The organism is Paraburkholderia sp. UCT70, from assembly GCF_050434085.1.
Lineage (GTDB): Bacteria > Pseudomonadota > Gammaproteobacteria > Burkholderiales > Burkholderiaceae > Paraburkholderia > Paraburkholderia tuberum.
Genome location: NZ_JBNPVZ010000002.1, coordinates 62726 through 79031, shown reverse-complemented (window position 1 = coordinate 79031; position 16306 = coordinate 62726). Strand labels below are relative to the sequence as shown.

The following is a 16306-nucleotide window of genomic DNA, read 5'->3' as shown; positions in this document are numbered from 1 at the left end:
CATGACTACCAGTCCCCTGCAGAGCGGCTATCAAACCGAGCTGGCCGACTTTCGCGTCACGTTCAGCCGGGGCGGCGCGTGCACAGCGATTGCGCTCGTGCTGCTCGGCGTGGGGCTGGATTACGCGCAGTATCCGCAGTATCAGACGTCTTTCGCGCTCGCGCGCCTGCTCGTGTCGTTGATGATAGGCGGTATCATCGCCTTGCTCGACACCAGCATGGGGCGGCGGCTTACTCCATGGCTGACGCTGTCCTGGCTGCTGCTGCCGCAGGCGATGATTTCATGGATGATCTGGCGCACCGATGGTGTTCTGTCGCCCTACTACATGGGCCTGAATCTGGCCATCTTTGCGTCCGGCATTGCGTTGCCATTCGGCCTGTGGCAAAACCTCGTGTTCGGCGTGCTGTCCTGCTTTCTGTATCTGCTGGCCTGCCTGTTGCCTCCGCATGACGGCGTGCCGCTCGGCACGATGACCGTCAATGTTCTGCTCCTTCTGTTCGCCGCTGCCGCAAGTGCCGTCTACACGTTTTTCAACGAACGCGTGCGCTTCATGCTGTTTCGCCTGAAGGCCGAGGTGTCCGAGAAAAACGCGGAGGTCTCCGCGAAGAACGCCGAACTCGAAGTGATCAATCGGCAGTTGCTCGACATCAAGGGCCAACTGCTGCAGCAGGAAAAAATGGCGGCGATCGGTACGCTCGCGGCCGGCCTGCTGCATGAAGTGAACAATCCGGTGAACTTCTGTCTGATGGCAATCGAGGTTGCGCTGGAAGAGCCGATCTCGAAGAAGGAGCCGACGCTGCAGGAATGTCTGGTCGATGCGCGGCAGGGCATGCAGCGGATCCAGCACATCGTGTCGGACCTGAAGACGTTCGCGTATCGCAAGCCCGGCGCCGAGGCGGAGCTGGGCACGCCGTTCCTGTTCGAAAAGGCGCTCGATTCGGCGATCCGGCTCGTCGGGCATGAATTGCGCGGCGTCACCGTCACGCGCGAACTGCCCGCGGATACGCTGGTGCAGGGCGACGAGGCGGCCATCATCGGCGTGCTGATCAACCTGCTGTCGAATGCGGTGCTGGCGATGCGCAAGGCGGGCACGCCCGCGCCGGCGATTCATGTCAACGTCAGTTGGACCGAAGACCGCCTGCATGTGACGGTAAAAGACAACGGGCCGGGCATCGCGCCGGAGCATCTCGCGCGCGTGTTCGAGCCGTTTTTTACCACCCGCGAAGTGGGACAAGGCCTGGGCCTCGGGCTGTCGATCAGTTATGCGGTGATCGAGCGTCACGGCGGCCTGCTGTTTGCTGAGAGCGAGCAGGGAAGTTGGGCGTCATTCAGTTTCGATCTGTCGCCCGCACCCTGAGAAATGCCATGAATGACATCCGACAGACACAGCCCACTCTTCTCTACGTCGATGACGAAGAGTTGGCCTGTAAATATTTCGCGCGCACCGTAGGTGCCGATTACGAGGTCCTGCTCGCGACGAGCAGCGACGAGGCGATCGCTATCCTGGAGCAGGACAACGCCCGCATCGCGGTGCTGGTCACGGACTTCCGCATGCCGGGGCGTGACGGTGGCGACCTGCTGCGCCAGGTGGCGCTGGAATATCCGCACATCGTGCGGATTCTGGTCACTGCTTATGCAGACGTCGAGATGTTATTGCAGACGGTCAACACCGGCGAGGTGTTCCGCATCCTCGAAAAGCCGCTGAAGCCGGCGGCAGTGCGCGATACGCTGCAACTGGCGTTTGATCGTTACCACGAACGCGCGATGCAGAATCAGCGCCTGATCGCCATCGACGAAACCCTGGCGTTCATCGCGCACGAACTGAACACGCCGCTCGCGGCGATCGCGTTGAACGCGCACAGCATCGAAGATCGCATCGACGCGGAGCGCGATGCGGAAGGCGAAATTCTCGGCGCCGCGAAATCGATGCGCGAGAGCGCGCAGTACTGCATGGCGGTGGTGTCGTCCTTCTGGCGCTCGGTCCACAACGGGCGGCGCCGGCAACTGGAGGGCGACGAGGCGCGCATCGAGAGTACCGCGCATGGGCTGATCTCGGCGTTGCTCGATACGTATCCGTTTACGACCGCGCAGCGCTCGTGGGTGCAGGTCGACGTCGACAGCGACTTTGCCGTGCTCACGCAACCGAATTGCGTGGCGCTCGTGCTGTCGTCGCTGTTGTCCAACGCGTTGCGCGCGCTCGCGGATGTGCCGTCGCCGTCGGTGCGCTTTACCGTGACAACGGAACCCCACCCGAGCATCGGCATCTGCGACAACGGGCCGGGAATTCCGCCCGAGATCAAAGACCGCCTGTTGACGGACCCAATTACAACGCACGCGAAATCCGGGGGGAACGGCTTGGGCCTGATTCTATGCAACCGTGTCATGCAGTCCTGTGGCGGCGGACTCAGGATCGAGTCCACGTCGTGGGGAGGCACCACCGTAGTGCTGGATTTCCCCCATATCAAAGGTCAAACGCACAGGAGTTGTTGATGAACGAAGCAAAAGCCACAGAGGAGTTGGCGCCGGCGATCATTTTCGTCGATGACGAAGCTACCGCCGTAAAGTACTTCCAGCGTGCCATCGGAAGCCTGGCGCCGGTCCTGACTGGCGGCTCGGTGGAAGAGGGCAAGGCGCTGCTCGACGAGCACGGCGACAGGGTGGGGGTGCTGGTCTCCGACCAGCGTATGCCGGGCGAGTTCGGCAACGAGCTGCTGCGCTATGCGAGCGAGCGCTTTCCGCATGTCGTGCGGATTCTGACCACCGCGTATTCGGAAATCGATCAGACCGTCGCGGCCGTCAACCTCGGTCATATCCATCGCTACATCAAGAAGCCTTGGGACATCACGGCGCTGCGCATGGAGCTGAAGCAGGCGCTCGAGCTTGCCGAGCTGCGCAGGGAGCGAGATACGCTGGTGCGCGAGAAGCTGGGCGTGCTGCAAAAGCAGGTGGTCGCCACTCGCATCGGTCTGTTGCGTTCGCTGTCGGCCACGCTGATCGGGCCCGAGCGCTTTCAGCCGGTCGAGACGTATCTCGCCGCAGCGGTACTCGCCGACGTGCCGAACTCCGAGCCGGACTGGCTGCTGCAGGACTACTCCGATCTGATCGCGGCCGAGAGTGCCCGCAGCGGCGCGTTCGGTCATACGGTGGCCGCGCACCTCGCCACGCTGCGCAACCGTCACGGCAGCGCGAGCGTGACCGCGAGCGACGCGCTGACGGCGCTGGCCGGGGCATTTTCCGAGGCGGGCATCAATGTGCGCCGCGAAGGCGATGGTCTCGTGTGCGACCAGCCGGCCACACTCGCGGAGTTTCTCGCGGAGCCGGGCAATAACGCGGTGTCGAGCGGGCACGCGGTATGGCTGGCGAGCCTTCTGTGGCTCGACGGCAATGACGTTGCCCTGCAGCCGGCAAGTGAAGGCGATGCGATCGCGTTCCGGCCGGCGCAGCGCGGTAGCGAGTTCGCCGCCGATCGCCTCGCCACGTGGATCGAGCAGTTCTGATTACCTTGCTTCGAGGGCGCGGCGTCTGACGCGCCACTACTCGCACTGGCTTCGCGCTGCAACCCGCCTCGGCTAGCAGCGCGAAGCTGACAACGGCTCGCGCGAGTCGTTCGAATGTTTTTCCACGCTCGCGGACAGACAGCACGCTCTTTTCACCTCGACACGCATTGCCTTTCAGGCCTGACTTCTCAAGCCTGATCGCGCGGCACAAACCGCCGCGTGCGAATCCATTTGGTAGCCACCCACTTGTCTCCCGAGCGCAGCGGCGTGCTCGCATGCAGCGAACTCGGATCGCACAGCCCAAAGCGGTTCCCATATTCGAAGTAGAGCGCGTGCCCGCGCTGCGGTGCGACCGACCAGCCAAGCTGCGGAAACACCGTCTCACCGCCGCCTTCGACATCTTTCAGATACATCAGCAGCGTGCCCATGCGCTGGCCGCTGCGCGCGATCGACTCGCGATTCGCTTCGTTGCTCGTCATCAGATAGTCGACGTGCGGCGTCGACTCTGCGCCTTGCTCATAGTGCAGCATTTGCAGGCCTTCGCCGTTTTCGACCGGGGTTGCCGTGAGTTCCGCGATGCGCGCCTCGATACGCGAGATCAACGGCGTCTCGCCCAAACGGAAAAACATCCCGTGACTGCTGCGATGACCTGCGATCACATCGCGGCCGGTCACTGGATCGACGACGGCAGACCGGTCGAGCCGCGGCTGTGCGAGCGTGATCAGCTGCTCGCATTCATCGGCACTCAGGAAATTGGCGATGTGCACGGCGGCCGGTCGTTGCAGCCGCGACAGCACGCGCACCTTGCGCTCGCCGAGTTGGATCAGCGGACCGTCGGGCACGCGCAGCGGCTCGGGCTGGTAGCTGAGCGGCGCGCTGCCGACTTCGAGCTTGTCGCCGGGCAGCGCCATACCGTACAGGAACGCCGATGCGACCGCATCGACCATCGCCGACGCGAGCTCGGCCGCGTTGTCGCGGCTCACCAGTTCGTTGACGATCGCTTGGGGCGCGACGCCGCGCGAAAGGTTGGCGGCGATCCAGTCGCGGACTTCGGCTGGGAAATTGACGGTGATGGACATCGGGGCGAGGTTGTGGGGTGTCGTGACAGTCGCGGCGCGCGCGACGCTGGCTCGCGATGATAGCGGACGATTGTGACCACTCTGGACGCACGGCCCGGTTGTCAGTTGGCTGTCGTCTGTTACCGCATATTGCGATGTCCCGCCGCGCCCATAACTCGGCCCATGCGGGTGTCCGCCCCCACGTGCCGCCCGATCGATGCCCCGGACTCTTCCACCGGCCAACATGTTGCACCCCTGTAACTCAAGGCCGGCGCAAGCCGGTTACATTCACGCATGCCCGTATTCAAGCCCTTGCCCCACTTCCTTACGTCTTCATAACAACGCGTCCGGAGGCCTTCGACTGATGACAACGCGCGTGAACCATGGCACTTTTGCGCAGTCCCGTCGGCGGACGAGCTTCCAACCGAGTATCAGCACCAATATCCGTTCCCGGAGATCAACATGAGCGAAACCGTGTCCCCGCCACCAAAGCGCTCCCGACGCGGGCTGATCATCTTCGCGGTTGTCGTGCTCCTGCTGGTCGCGCTCGTCGTGGTTCATCTGCTGACGCGCAAGAAGCCGGTGCGCGAGAACGCGGCGATCGTCGTCACCGTCGCGCAGGCGACGCTCGGTTCGATGCCTGTCACGCTGAGCGAGCTCGGCACGGTCACGCCGATCGCAACCGTGACCGTGCTGCCGCAGCTGAGCGGCTATCTGACCGAAGTCGGCTATCACGAAGGCCAGGAGGTGCAAAAAGGCCAGTTCCTCGCGCAGATCGATCCGCGCCAGTATCAGATCAGCAAGCAGCAGGCGGAAGCGACGCTCGCGAAAGACCGCGCGTCGCTCGCGCAGGCGCGCGCCGATCTCGAGCGCTATACGCAGTTGAACGAACGCAAGTCGATCGCGCAGCAAACCTTCGCGGATCAGCAATTCCTCGTGCAGCAGGACGAAGCGGCGGTGAAGGTCGACCTCGCCAACATCGCCCAATTCGATCTCGACCTCGCCTATTGCCGCATCACCGCGCCGATCGCGGGCAAGGTCGGCTTGCGGCTCGTCGATCCGGGCAACTACGTGACCGCGTCGTCGTCGACCGGCATCGTCGTCATCACGACCGTGAAGCCGACCACGGTGCAGTTCACGGTGCCGCAGGATTCGCTCGCGTCGATCGTGCAGCGTCTCGCCACCGGCGCGAAGCTGCCGGTCATCGCGTATTCGAGCGATAACTCGCGCGAGATCGCGACCGGCACGCTGTACGCGGTCAGCAACCAGATGGCGACCGCGACCGGCACCGTCACCTTGCGCGCGACCTTCGCGAACGACGACGAAACGCTGTTCCCGAACGAGTTCGTCAACGTGAAGCTGCTCGTCGACACGATGCAGAACGCGGTGCTCGTGCCGACCGCCGCGGTACAGTCCGGCGCGCCGGGCGACTTCGTCTATCTGGTCAATCCGGACAGCACGGTGTCCGTGCACAAGGTCAAGCTCGGACCGAGCGACGGCAAGAACACGGTGATCGTGTCGGGACTCGCGGCCGGCAACCAGGTCGTGACGGACGGCACGGATCGTCTGAACGACGGCGCGAAGATCCAGCCGGCGCATCCGAAGTCCGCCGCCGCGGCGAGCGGCGCGTCCGCGACCGGCACGTCCGCAACCGGCACGTCCGCAACCGGCCCGAAGGCGCCCGCCGCCGCGTCCGAAGCCGCGCCGGCGTCGAGCGCGGCGGCATCGCCTGCGCCGGCCGCGTCCGAAGCCGCCTCGTCGTAACGGACCGCCGCGCCGATGAACATTTCCCGCCTTTTCATTCTTCGCCCGGTCGCGACGCTGCTGCTGATGATCGCGCTCGTGCTCGTCGGTCTGATCGCGATGCGCGTGCTGCCGGTGTCGTCGCTGCCGAACGTCGACTATCCGACGATTCAGGTGCAGACCTTTTATCCGGGCGCGAGCCCGACGGTGATGGCGACCACCGTGACCGCGCCGCTCGAAGTGCAACTCGGCGAGATTCCGGGCCTGCAGCAGATGACCTCGTACAGTTCGGACGGGGCGTCGGTGATCACGCTGCAGTTCGATCTGTCGCTGAACCTCGACATCGCCGAGCAGAACGTGCAGCAGGCGATCAACGCGGCGAACAGCTATCTGCCGTCTGGCTTGCCGGCGCCGCCGACCTACGCAAAGGTCAATCCCGCCGACCAGCCCATTCTGACGCTCGCGGTCACCTCGAAGTCGATGTCGCTGACGCAACTGGAGGACGTCGCGAACAACCGCCTCGGCACGAAGATCTCGGAAGTGGCGGGCGTCGGCGTCGTGACGACGAGCGGCGGCAACGTGCCCGCGATCCGCGTCGAAGCCGACCCGCACAAGCTCGCCGCCTACGGTCTGAACATCGACGATCTGCGCACGCTGCTGAGCTATGTGAACGTGAGCCAGCCGAAGGGCAATTTCGACGGCCCCGATCTCGACTACACGATCAACGGCAATGATCAGATCACCGATCCGAAGGACTACCTCGACACCGTAATCGCCTACCAGAACGGCTCCCCCGTATTCATGCGCGATGTCGCGCGCGTGAGCCAGGCCCCCCAGGACGTCGAGCGCGGCGCCTGGTACAACGGCTCGCCCGCGATCGTGCTGAACGTGCAGCGCCAGCCGGGCGCGAACGTGATCCAGACGGTCAACCAGATCATGAAGGAGCTGCCGCAGCTCGAATCGACGCTGCCGGCCGGCATGAAAGTGACCGTGGTGTCGGACAGCACCGGCGTGATCCGCGCGTCGGTCGCGGACGCCGCGTTCGAACTGATTCTCGCGATCGTGCTGGTCGTCGCGGTGATCTTCGTGTTCCTGCGCAACGTGCCCGCCACGCTGATTCCGAGCATCTCGGTGCCGGTCTCGCTGATCGGCACGCTCGCGGTGATGTACCAGCTCAACTACTCGATCGACAACCTGTCGCTGATGGCGTTGATCATCGCGACCGGCTTCGTGGTCGACGACTCGATCGTGATGATCGAGAACATCGTGCGCTATCTGGAAGAGGGCATGTCGCCGCTCGAAGCCGCCCTCGAAGGCGCGGGGCAGATCGGCTTCACGATCCTGTCGCTGACTATTTCGCTGATCGCGGTGCTGATTCCGCTGTTGTTCATGGGCGGCGTGATCGGGCGGCTGTTCAGCGAGTTCGCGGTGACGCTCGCGGTCACGATCGTGATTTCGGCGGTCGTGTCGCTGACGGTGGTGCCGATGCTGTGCGCGCGGATGCTGCGCGCGCAGGCCGAGCGCCATCCGAGCCGCTTCGAGCGCATCAGCGAGGGCCTGTTCGACAAGACACTCGCCGCCTACGAGCGCGGCCTGCGCTGGGTGCTCGATCATCAGACGCTGACACTGATGGTCGCGATCGCCACCGTGGTGCTGACCGGCATCCTGTATGTGGTGATTCCGAAGGGACTGTTTCCGGTGCAGGACGTCGGCGTGATCCAGGGCATCAGCGTCGCCGACAACTCGGTCTCGTACGCGGCGATGGTGCAGCGCCAGAGCGCGCTCGCCGACGCCGTCCTGAAGGACCCGGACGTGGTCTCGCTGACGTCGTACGTGGGCATCGACGGCACGAATGCGACGCTGAACAACGGTCGCTTCCTGATCAATCTGCGCGAGCGCGACCAGCGCTCGGACACCGCGCAGGAAATCGCGCGCCGGCTCGCGCAGGAAGTCGCGCACGTGCCCGGCGTGAAACTGTTCATGCAGCCCGAGCAGGACCTGACGCTCGACACGACCGTGTTGCCGAACCAGTACAGCTTCGTGTTGCGCGGACCGAGCCAGCAGGCGTTCCAGAAGTACGTGCCGGAACTCGTCGCGCGCCTGAAGCAGATTCCGTCGCTGTCGGACGTGCAGAGCGATCTCAATAGCGACGGCCTCAGCGTGAACGTCGAAGTGAACCGGCAACTGGCCGCGCGCTTCGGCATCACGCCCGCGACGATCGACAACGCGTTGTACGACGCGCTCGGCCAGCGCATCGTGTCGACGATCTTCGAACAGTCGGCCCAGTACCGCGTGATTCTGGTCGCGAAGCCGGAAACGATGCCGACCGTGCAGTCGATCGGCAATCTGTATCTGCCGAGCCAGACCAGCAGCACGGGTCAGGTGCCGCTTTCCGGCATCGCGAAGATCCAGATCGCGAAGGCGCCGCTCGTGATCAGCCATCTCGCGCAGTTTCCGTCGGTGACGGTGTCGTTCAATCTCGCGAAGGGCGCATCGTTGAGCACCGCGGTCAAGGAGATTCACCAGGCCGAGCAGGCGATCGACCTGCCGCCGTCGATCACGTCGTCGCTGCAAGGCGCGACCGCGGCGTTCGAGGATTCGCTCTCCAGCGAGGTCTATCTGCTGATCGCGGCGCTCGTTGCCGTGTATATCGTGCTCGGCGTGCTGTACGAGAGCTTCATCCATCCGGTCACGATCCTGTCGACACTGCCGTCGGCCGGTATTGGCGCGCTGCTCTCGCTGATGCTCGCGGGTATGGATCTCGACGTGATCGGCATCATCGGCATCGTGCTCTTGATCGGCATCGTCAAGAAGAACGCGATCATGATGGTCGACTTCGCGCTCGATGCCGAACGCAATCATGGCAAGGCGCCGCGCGATGCGATCTTCGAAGCGTCGCTGCTGCGTTTCCGGCCGATCCTGATGACGACGCTCGCCGCGATGCTCGGCGCACTGCCGATGCTGCTCGGCACCGGCACCGGTTCGGAACTGCGCCGGCCGCTCGGTCTCGCGATCATCGGCGGCCTGACGCTGAGCCAGATGCTGACGCTGTTCACGACGCCGGTGATCTATCTGTTCTTCGACCGTATGGCCACGCGCGTGAACCGCTGGCGCGCCGAGCGCGCTAAGCGCAACGGCGGCGACGAGCCGGGCGGGCGCCCGCCGGAAGGCGGCGCGGAGGGCACGCGGTGAACATCCCGGCGATCTTCATCCGGCGGCCGGTCGCGACGACGCTGCTCGCGATCGCGATCCTGATCTCCGGCACGCTCGCGTATTTCCGCATGCCGGTCGCGCCGCTGCCGAACATCGCGTTTCCGGTGATCGTCGTGCAGGCCAACATGGCCGGCGCGAGCCCGAACATCATGGCGTCGACGGTGGCCGAGCCGCTCGAGCGGCGGCTCGCGACGATCGCCGACGTCGCGGAGCTGACCTCGATCAGCTATGTCGGCTCGTCGATGATCATCGTCGAGTTTGGTCTGAAGCGCGACATCAACGGCGCGGCGCGCGACGTCGAGGCGGCGATCCAGGCCGCGCGTGCCGATCTGCCCACCACGCTGCGCAGCAATCCGAGCTACCGCCAGTACAACCCGGCCGACGCACCGATCGTGGTGCTGTCGCTGACGTCCGATACGCTGACGAAGGCGCAGCTCTACGACTCCGCCGATTCAGTGATCCAGCAGCAGCTGTCGCAGGTGCAGGGCGTCGGCCAGATCACGCTCGGCGGCGGCGCGTTGCCGAGCGTGCGCGTCGAGTTGCAGCCGGGCAAGCTCAATAGCTACGGGATCGGCATGGAAGACGTGCGCGCGGCGATCAGTGCGGCCAATGCCGACAGCGCGAAGGGGCATATCGACGTCGGCGATCAGCGCTACGTGGTCACCTCGAACGATCAGATCACGCACGCGGCGCCGTATCGCGATCTGGTGGTCGCGTATCGCGACGGCGCGCCGGTGCAGTTGCGCGACGTCGCCCAGGTGCGCGACTCGAACGAAAACATCCGCAACGCGGGGCTCTTCAACGGCAAGTCGGCGATCCTCGTGATCGTCTATCCGATGCCGGGCAGCAACGTGGTCAGCACCGTGCGGCAGATACGCAACGTGCTGCCCGCGATCGAAGCGACGTTGCCGAGCAGCGTGCACGTCGATGTCGCGATCGATCGCTCGCAATCGGTCACCTCGTCGGTCAGCGATACCGAGCGCACGCTGTTCATCGCGGTGCTGCTGGTGGTCGGCGTCGTGTTCATCTTCCTGCAGTCGCCGCGCGCGACGCTGGTGCCGGCGGTCGCGTTGCCGCTGTCGATCGTCGGCACCTTTGGGCCGATGTATCTGCTCGGCTATAGCATCGACAATCTGTCGCTGATGGCGCTGACCATCGGCACCGGCTTCGTCGTCGACGACGCGGTCGTCGTGCTCGAAAACGTCGTGCGGTACATGGAGCAGGGGTTGAGTCCGAAAGAGGCCGCGCTGAAGGGCGCGGGCGAAGTCGGCTTCACGGTGATCTCGATGAGCCTGTCGCTGATCGCGGTGTTTCTGCCGATCATCCTGTTTCCGGGCATCGTCGGACTGATGTTCCATGAGTTCGCGATCACGCTGTCGATCGCGATCCTGATTTCGCTGGTGATCTCGTTGACGGTGACGCCCGCGATGTGCGCGTACGTGCTGAGCCGCGACAACGCAGGTCATTCGAAAGCGCGCTGGGCACAGTGGATCGAGCGGCAGTTCGATCGCTTCAAGGACGTCTACGCACGCACGCTCACGGCCGTGCTCGATCATTCGCTGCTGGTGATCCTGCTGCTGTTCGCGCTGCTGGTCGGCAACGTGTTCATGCTGAAGCTGGTGCCGGCCACCTTCTTCCCCGAGCAGGACACCGGCATCGTGATCGGGCAGATCATCGCCGACCAGAGCATTTCGTTCACGGCGATGCAGAAGAAGCTCGCGCAGTTGCAGTCGATCGTGCAAAGGGATCCGGCGGTGCAGTCCGTGGCGGGCTTTACCGGCGGGCGCGCGCTCAATACCGCCAATGTGTTCATCGAGCTGAAGCCGCTGTCGCAGCGGCACGCAACGGCCACCCAGGTCGTCAACCGGCTGCGGCCGAAGCTCGACGAAGTGTCGGGCGCGCGGCTCTTTCTGCAGGCGCAGCAGGATTTGCGCATCGGCGGGCGGCAATCGGCGGCCGAGTACCAGTACACGCTGACGAGCGACGATTCCGCCGCGCTGTTCGCGTGGACGCCGAAGCTCGTCGCCGCGTTGTCGAAGGAGCGCGGGCGGCTGCTCGACGTGAACTCCGACTTGCAGCAGAACGGCCTGCAGACCTACCTGACGATCAATCGCGCGACCGCCGCGCGCTACGGCTTTGCACCGAATCAGATCGACAACGTGCTGTACGACGCGTTCGGCCAGCGCACCGTGTCGACGATCTACAACCCGCTGAACCAGTACTTCGTCGTGATGGAGGTCGCGCCTGAGTACTGGCAGTATCCAGAGACGCTGAACCGGATCTATCTGAGCACGTCCGCCGGCAATCCGACCGGCACGGCCGCGACACGGATGCCGCGCGGCACGGTGTCGGCGGCGACGACTACCGCGACCACGACCGGCACGTCGTCGAACACGAACTCGCGCAACTCGGACGCGCAGTCGAACGCGACCAACAACAGCATCGCCAACAGCAAGGGCGGCAGTTCGACCGGTAGCGCGGACAGCACGGCTGCCGAAACGATGGTGCCGCTGTCGGTGCTGACCTCGTATAGGAATAGCCATACGTCGACGCAGGTGAACCACCAGAGCGGGCTCGTCGCCGCGACGATCTCGTTCAACCTGCCGGCCGGCGGGTCGCTGAGCCAGGCGGGCGAGGCGATCAACGAAACGATCCGCGAGATCGGCATGCCCGCGAGCATCCACGGCTCGTTCGCGGGCGCGGCGGCGGCCTATTCGCAGTCGATGGGCGTGGTGCCGCTGCTGATTCTCGCGGCGCTCGGCGTCGTCTACATCGTGCTCGGCGTGCTGTACGAGAGTTCGATCCACCCGCTGACGATTCTGTCGACGCTGCCATCCGCGGGCATCGGCGCGACGCTCGCGCTGCTGATCTTCGGCACGCCGTTTTCGGTGATCGCGATGATCGGCATCATCCTGCTGATCGGTATCGTCAAGAAGAACGGCATCATGATGGTCGACGTCGCGATCCAGTTGCAGCGCCAGCAACAGATGCCCGCGCGCGACGCAATCCACGCGGCCGCGCTGATCCGTCTGCGGCCGATCATGATGACGACGTTCGCGGCCGTGCTCGGCGCGGTGCCGCTCGCGGTCGGCATGGGCCAGGGCGGCTCGCTGCGCCAGCCGCTCGGTATCACGGTGATGGGCGGCCTGATCCTGAGTCAGATGTTTACGCTCTATACGACGCCGGTGATTTATCTGTATCTCGACCGTCTGCGTGCACGGCTGGTCAGATGGTCCGCGGGGCTGCGCTGGAACCGCGACGCGAAGCCGGGACAAGCGGATACGAAGACATGACGATGAAGATTTCGACTGAACGAATGACAGGGCCTCGCGCCGGGTTGCCGAGCATCGCGACGCTCGCCGTCGCGCTGCTGGCGCTATTCAACGCCGGCTGCATGGTCGGCCCGGACTATCACCGGCCGCAGGTCAGCGTGCCCGCCACGTACTCGGAACTGCCGGGCTGGACCCAGGCCGAGCCGAACGCGACCGGCCCGAAGGGCACATGGTGGAGCGCGTTCAACGATCCGTTGATCGACGAACTCGAACCGCTCGTCGCGGTGTCGAACCAGACCGTGCGCGTGGACTACGCGAACTACCAGCAAGCGCTCGCCGAAGTGCGCGCCGCGCACGCGGCCCTGTTTCCGACCATCGGCGCTACCGGTTCGGCGACGCGCGAACGCGCGAGCGGCGGTTCGGTCAGTGCATCGGGAAGCTTCGTCAATGGTACGGCGGCGCGCATCGTCAATTCGGGCTCGCTGGAAGGCAACGTGAGCTGGGCGCCGGACCTGTGGGGCCAGGTGCGCCGCACCGTCGAGGAAAACGCCGCGAGCGCGCAGTCGAGCGAAGCGACGCTCGCGAATGCGACGCTCTCCGAGCAGGTCGCGCTCGCGACCGCGATCATCGAGCTGCGCACCAGCGACGCGAACATCGACCTGCTGCAGCAAACGGTCGTCGCGTATCAGCACTATCTCGACGTCGTCACCGAGCAGGATCGCGCGGGCACGGTTCCGCCGAGCGACGTGATCACCGCGCGCAGCCAGTTGAATACCGCGAAGTCCGATCTGATCGCGCTCGGCGTCGCGCGCGCGCAGAACGCGCATGCGATCGCGGTGCTGGTCGGCAAGAACCCGGAAGAGCTGTCGATCACGCATAGCACCGCGATGCCGGCGCTGCCCTCGGTGCCGGTCGGCGTGCCGTCGACGCTGCTCGAACGCCGCCCCGACATCGCCTCCGCCGAGCGCAAGATGGCCGCGCAGAATGCGGCGATCGGCGTCGAGGTGGCCGCGTATTACCCGGACATCTCGCTGTCGGGCGCGGCCGGATTCACGCAATCGCCGCTGTCCGGTCTGCTGAAGGCCGCGAACTACGTGTGGTCGCTCGGCGGCAGCGCGACCGAGACGCTGTTCGACGGCGGCCTGCGCAGCGCGGATGTCGACGCGGCGAAGGCGGCCTACGACGCGGCCGTTGCCAACTATCGCGGCACAGTGCTGGGCGCGTTCCAGAACGTCGAGGACGATCTGTCCGGCCTGCGCATTCTCGCCGAGCAGGCGCTCGTGCTCGAAACGGCGGTGCGCGACGCGGACCGTGGCGCGGAGATCGCGTTCAACGAATACCAGGCGGGCACCGTCGATTACACGACGGTCGCGGTTGCGCAAGCGACGCAATTGACGACGCGGCAGACCGCGCTGAACGTGCAGGAATCGCGCTTGCTGCACGCGGCGTCGTTGTTTGGCGATCTTGGCGGCGGGTGGTCGACCGATGAGCTGCATGATCCGCGGCATCCGGCGGCCGCTTCTTCGGCTGCCTCGGCGCCTGCTTCGGCTTCCTCGCCTTCGGCTGCGTCTGCTTCATCGGCTACGTCATCGGCGACGTCCGCGGCTATCATGCCGGGCGCGCGGCAAGTGCGGCACGATCAAAACGACTAAGGACGAGCATTGGCCAAAGGCATCCACGGGCAAGACGTCAGCGACCCGGTGTCGACATCCGAAGACGACGCGCCACACCTCTCACCACCGCCGCGCGAAGTGACCTCGCTCGGCCTCTTTCTGATCTTCGCTCGCATCGGTCTGACGAGTTTCGGCGGCGGACTGAGCGGCTGGTTCATGCGCGAGTTCGTGCACGACCGACACTGGATGAGCGAAGACGAATTTCTCAACGGCCTTGCGTTGTCGCAGGCGCTGCCCGGTGTCAACGTGAAGAATCTGGCGATCTGGATCGGCTACCGGCTGCTCGGCTGGCGCGGCGCTGTTGCGGGATTCTGCGGCATCATTTTTCCGGCGGCCGTCGTGATCATTCTGCTCGGCGCGTTCTTCTCGGCGATCGCATCGTTTCCGCTCACGCATATCGCGCTCGCTGGCGCCGCGGCCGGCGCGATCGGGCTGTCGCTGTCGATGGCGATCACCGCCGCACGCCGGCTGCCGCGCCGCGTGTTTCCGTATCTGGTGCTGCTCGCGACGTTCGCGGCCGCCGCGGTGTTTCGCGTGTCGCTGGTGTGGACCGTGCTGATCGCCGGCGCGTTGAGCGTCGGCTATGAATACGTGCGCGAGGCGCGCCAGCGCTGATCGCCTTGGATCGCCGTTAGTCAAATTCCGGAAAAGCTTTCGTCGTGTCTCGAACTCTCATCACTCTGTTTTCCGTTTTCGCGCCGCTATCGATCGTGACCGTCGGCGGCGGCCAGGGGATCATCGCCGAAGTGCAGCGCCAGGTCGTCGACGTCCATCACTGGATGACCCATGCGCAATTCCTCAGCGACTTCGCGATCGCGCGGCTCGCGCCTGGTCCGGGCTCGCTGCTCGCGACGCTGATCGGCTATCAGGTCGGTGGCCTCGGCGGCGCGCTCGTTGCGACCGTCGCGCTATTCGGGCCGACCGCGTTTCTGATGTACGGCGTCGTGCACGTGTGGAACCGGCACGAAGGCGCGCGTTGGCTGAACGCGTTGCAGGCCGGCTTGCGGCCCGTGGCCGCCGGGCTGATTCTTGCGGCCGTTTATGTGCTGATCAAGGAACTCGAAGGTGGCTGGGTCCCGTGGCTCACCGCGGCGGTTGCGACCGTGCTCGTGATGGCGACGCGTATCAATGCGTTGGTGCTGATCGCGGGCGGGGCGATTGTGTTTGTGCTCGTGCATTTTGCGGGGTTGTTATAGGGCGCGGGGGTCTCATCGGTTTCTCGTCAAGATCATCGCGGTTCGACTTGCCGTCGTCGACGAGGCACTGCGTGCGGCGTTGTAAGCGGTTTGCGCGTCCTGGCCATATCCATCTCTCCAACGCTCGGGAAGGCCCTCAAAAGAGTCAAAACCATAGACTTCGGTATTGACGTGACTCGCGATATAGTTGATTGATCTTCCGCTGAACGCTCCGAATTCTCAAATCAAGCCGTCACTTTTCACCAAAGATAGCCCTTTGGTGAGCAATTCATTCGACGATGTCACCGAATCTACTCCAAGCATGTTTCTTTCAACGTAATCAATTGTTTCTTCAAGAGCTTTTCTTTGAAGAGAGGTGGCCTCGCTTGTTCGGACAGGTTCTCGATATTTTTAAGTGGAACGTCCGGGGCAGTCATGCTGCCAATTTGATCGCAGGCAGTGTTGCGAAGTATGCCTCATCCGGCGTGCGGTCTTCCAGACTCGAATGAGGCCGTCTCTGGTTGTACAAGCCGTCAACACAACGCCCATATCGGCGAATCAAAGGAGGTTCTCTACCGCTGGCACCCGTGGTACGGGCACACGGTATGGATTTTCACCACGATAGAGAGGAAGAACGCCGAGTCAGTGCTGCGCTGTGGGCGAGAGCCGTTCGAC

General features: G+C 64.5%; 10 protein-coding genes. 9 read left to right on the top strand and 1 reads right to left on the bottom strand.

The features are described from left to right. Position 1: 1 nt before the first annotated feature. From OKW41_RS02605 to OKW41_RS02595, 3 genes are read left to right on the top strand one after another with little or no spacing between them, the layout of a single operon-like run. Entirely contained in the window at positions 2-1357 is a 1356-nt protein-coding gene (locus OKW41_RS02605) for a sensor histidine kinase (protein ID WP_429571484.1), read from the top strand. Positions 1358-1365: 8 nt separating this feature from the next. Continuing rightward, entirely contained in the window at positions 1366-2490 is a 1125-nt protein-coding gene (locus OKW41_RS02600; protein WP_429333300.1) for an ATP-binding protein, read from the top strand. After that, positions 2490-3497, top strand: a complete 1008-nt coding sequence (locus tag OKW41_RS02595) for a response regulator (protein WP_429571483.1) — start codon at positions 2490-2492, stop codon at positions 3495-3497. Before OKW41_RS02600 ends, OKW41_RS02595 begins: the two co-directional genes overlap by 1 nt. A 188-nt stretch (positions 3498-3685) precedes the next feature. On the opposite strand, the gene OKW41_RS02590 is transcribed toward OKW41_RS02595, so the two are convergent. Further along, positions 3686-4576, bottom strand: coding sequence for a 2OG-Fe(II) oxygenase (locus OKW41_RS02590; protein WP_429571482.1), 891 nt, complete (start codon positions 4574-4576; stop codon positions 3686-3688). A gap of 441 nt (positions 4577-5017) precedes the next feature. Between OKW41_RS02590 and OKW41_RS02585 the strand changes: the two genes are divergently transcribed. The 6 genes from OKW41_RS02585 to OKW41_RS02560 are packed head-to-tail and all read left to right on the top strand — an operon-like array spanning position 5018 to position 15652. Continuing rightward, on the top strand, positions 5018-6319 hold the full coding sequence (locus OKW41_RS02585) for an efflux RND transporter periplasmic adaptor subunit (protein WP_429571481.1): 1302 nt from the start codon (positions 5018-5020) through the stop codon (positions 6317-6319). Between the two features lie 15 nt (positions 6320-6334). Beyond that, entirely contained in the window at positions 6335-9490 is a 3156-nt protein-coding gene (locus OKW41_RS02580; protein WP_429571480.1) for an efflux RND transporter permease subunit, read from the top strand. Further along, positions 9487-12804, top strand: a complete 3318-nt coding sequence (locus OKW41_RS02575; protein WP_429571479.1) for an efflux RND transporter permease subunit — start codon at positions 9487-9489, stop codon at positions 12802-12804. The genes OKW41_RS02580 and OKW41_RS02575 overlap by 4 nt, the downstream gene beginning before the upstream one ends. Then, complete coding sequence (locus tag OKW41_RS02570) at positions 12801-14435, top strand: efflux transporter outer membrane subunit (RefSeq protein ID WP_429571478.1); 1635 nt, start codon at positions 12801-12803, stop codon at positions 14433-14435. The genes OKW41_RS02575 and OKW41_RS02570 overlap by 4 nt, the downstream gene beginning before the upstream one ends. Positions 14436-14444: 9 nt before the next feature. Continuing rightward, the gene (locus OKW41_RS02565; protein ID WP_429571477.1) at positions 14445-15071 is read left to right on the top strand and encodes a chromate transporter; all 627 of its coding nucleotides are present in this window, start codon (positions 14445-14447) and stop codon (positions 15069-15071) included. 44 nt (positions 15072-15115) lie between these two features. Then, positions 15116-15652: a chromate transporter gene (locus OKW41_RS02560; protein WP_429571476.1), complete on the top strand. Its 537-nt coding sequence runs from the start codon at positions 15116-15118 to the stop codon at positions 15650-15652. Positions 15653-16306 lie beyond the last annotated feature (654 nt).

What these genes read in the sequence shown, in the direction of transcription:
- OKW41_RS02605 (WP_429571484.1), top strand. Translation starts at nt 2, where the DNA reads ATGACTACCAGTCCCCTGCAGAGCGGCTATCAAACCGAGCTGGCCGAC.
- OKW41_RS02600 (WP_429333300.1), top strand. Translation starts at nt 1,366, where the DNA reads ATGAATGACATCCGACAGACACAGCCCACTCTTCTCTACGTCGATGAC.
- OKW41_RS02595 (WP_429571483.1), top strand. Translation starts at nt 2,490, where the DNA reads ATGAACGAAGCAAAAGCCACAGAGGAGTTGGCGCCGGCGATCATTTTC.
- OKW41_RS02590 (WP_429571482.1), bottom strand. Translation starts at nt 4,576, where the DNA reads ATGTCCATCACCGTCAATTTCCCAGCCGAAGTCCGCGACTGGATCGCC.
- OKW41_RS02585 (WP_429571481.1), top strand. Translation starts at nt 5,018, where the DNA reads ATGAGCGAAACCGTGTCCCCGCCACCAAAGCGCTCCCGACGCGGGCTG.
- OKW41_RS02580 (WP_429571480.1), top strand. Translation starts at nt 6,335, where the DNA reads ATGAACATTTCCCGCCTTTTCATTCTTCGCCCGGTCGCGACGCTGCTG.
- OKW41_RS02570 (WP_429571478.1), top strand. Translation starts at nt 12,801, where the DNA reads ATGACGATGAAGATTTCGACTGAACGAATGACAGGGCCTCGCGCCGGG.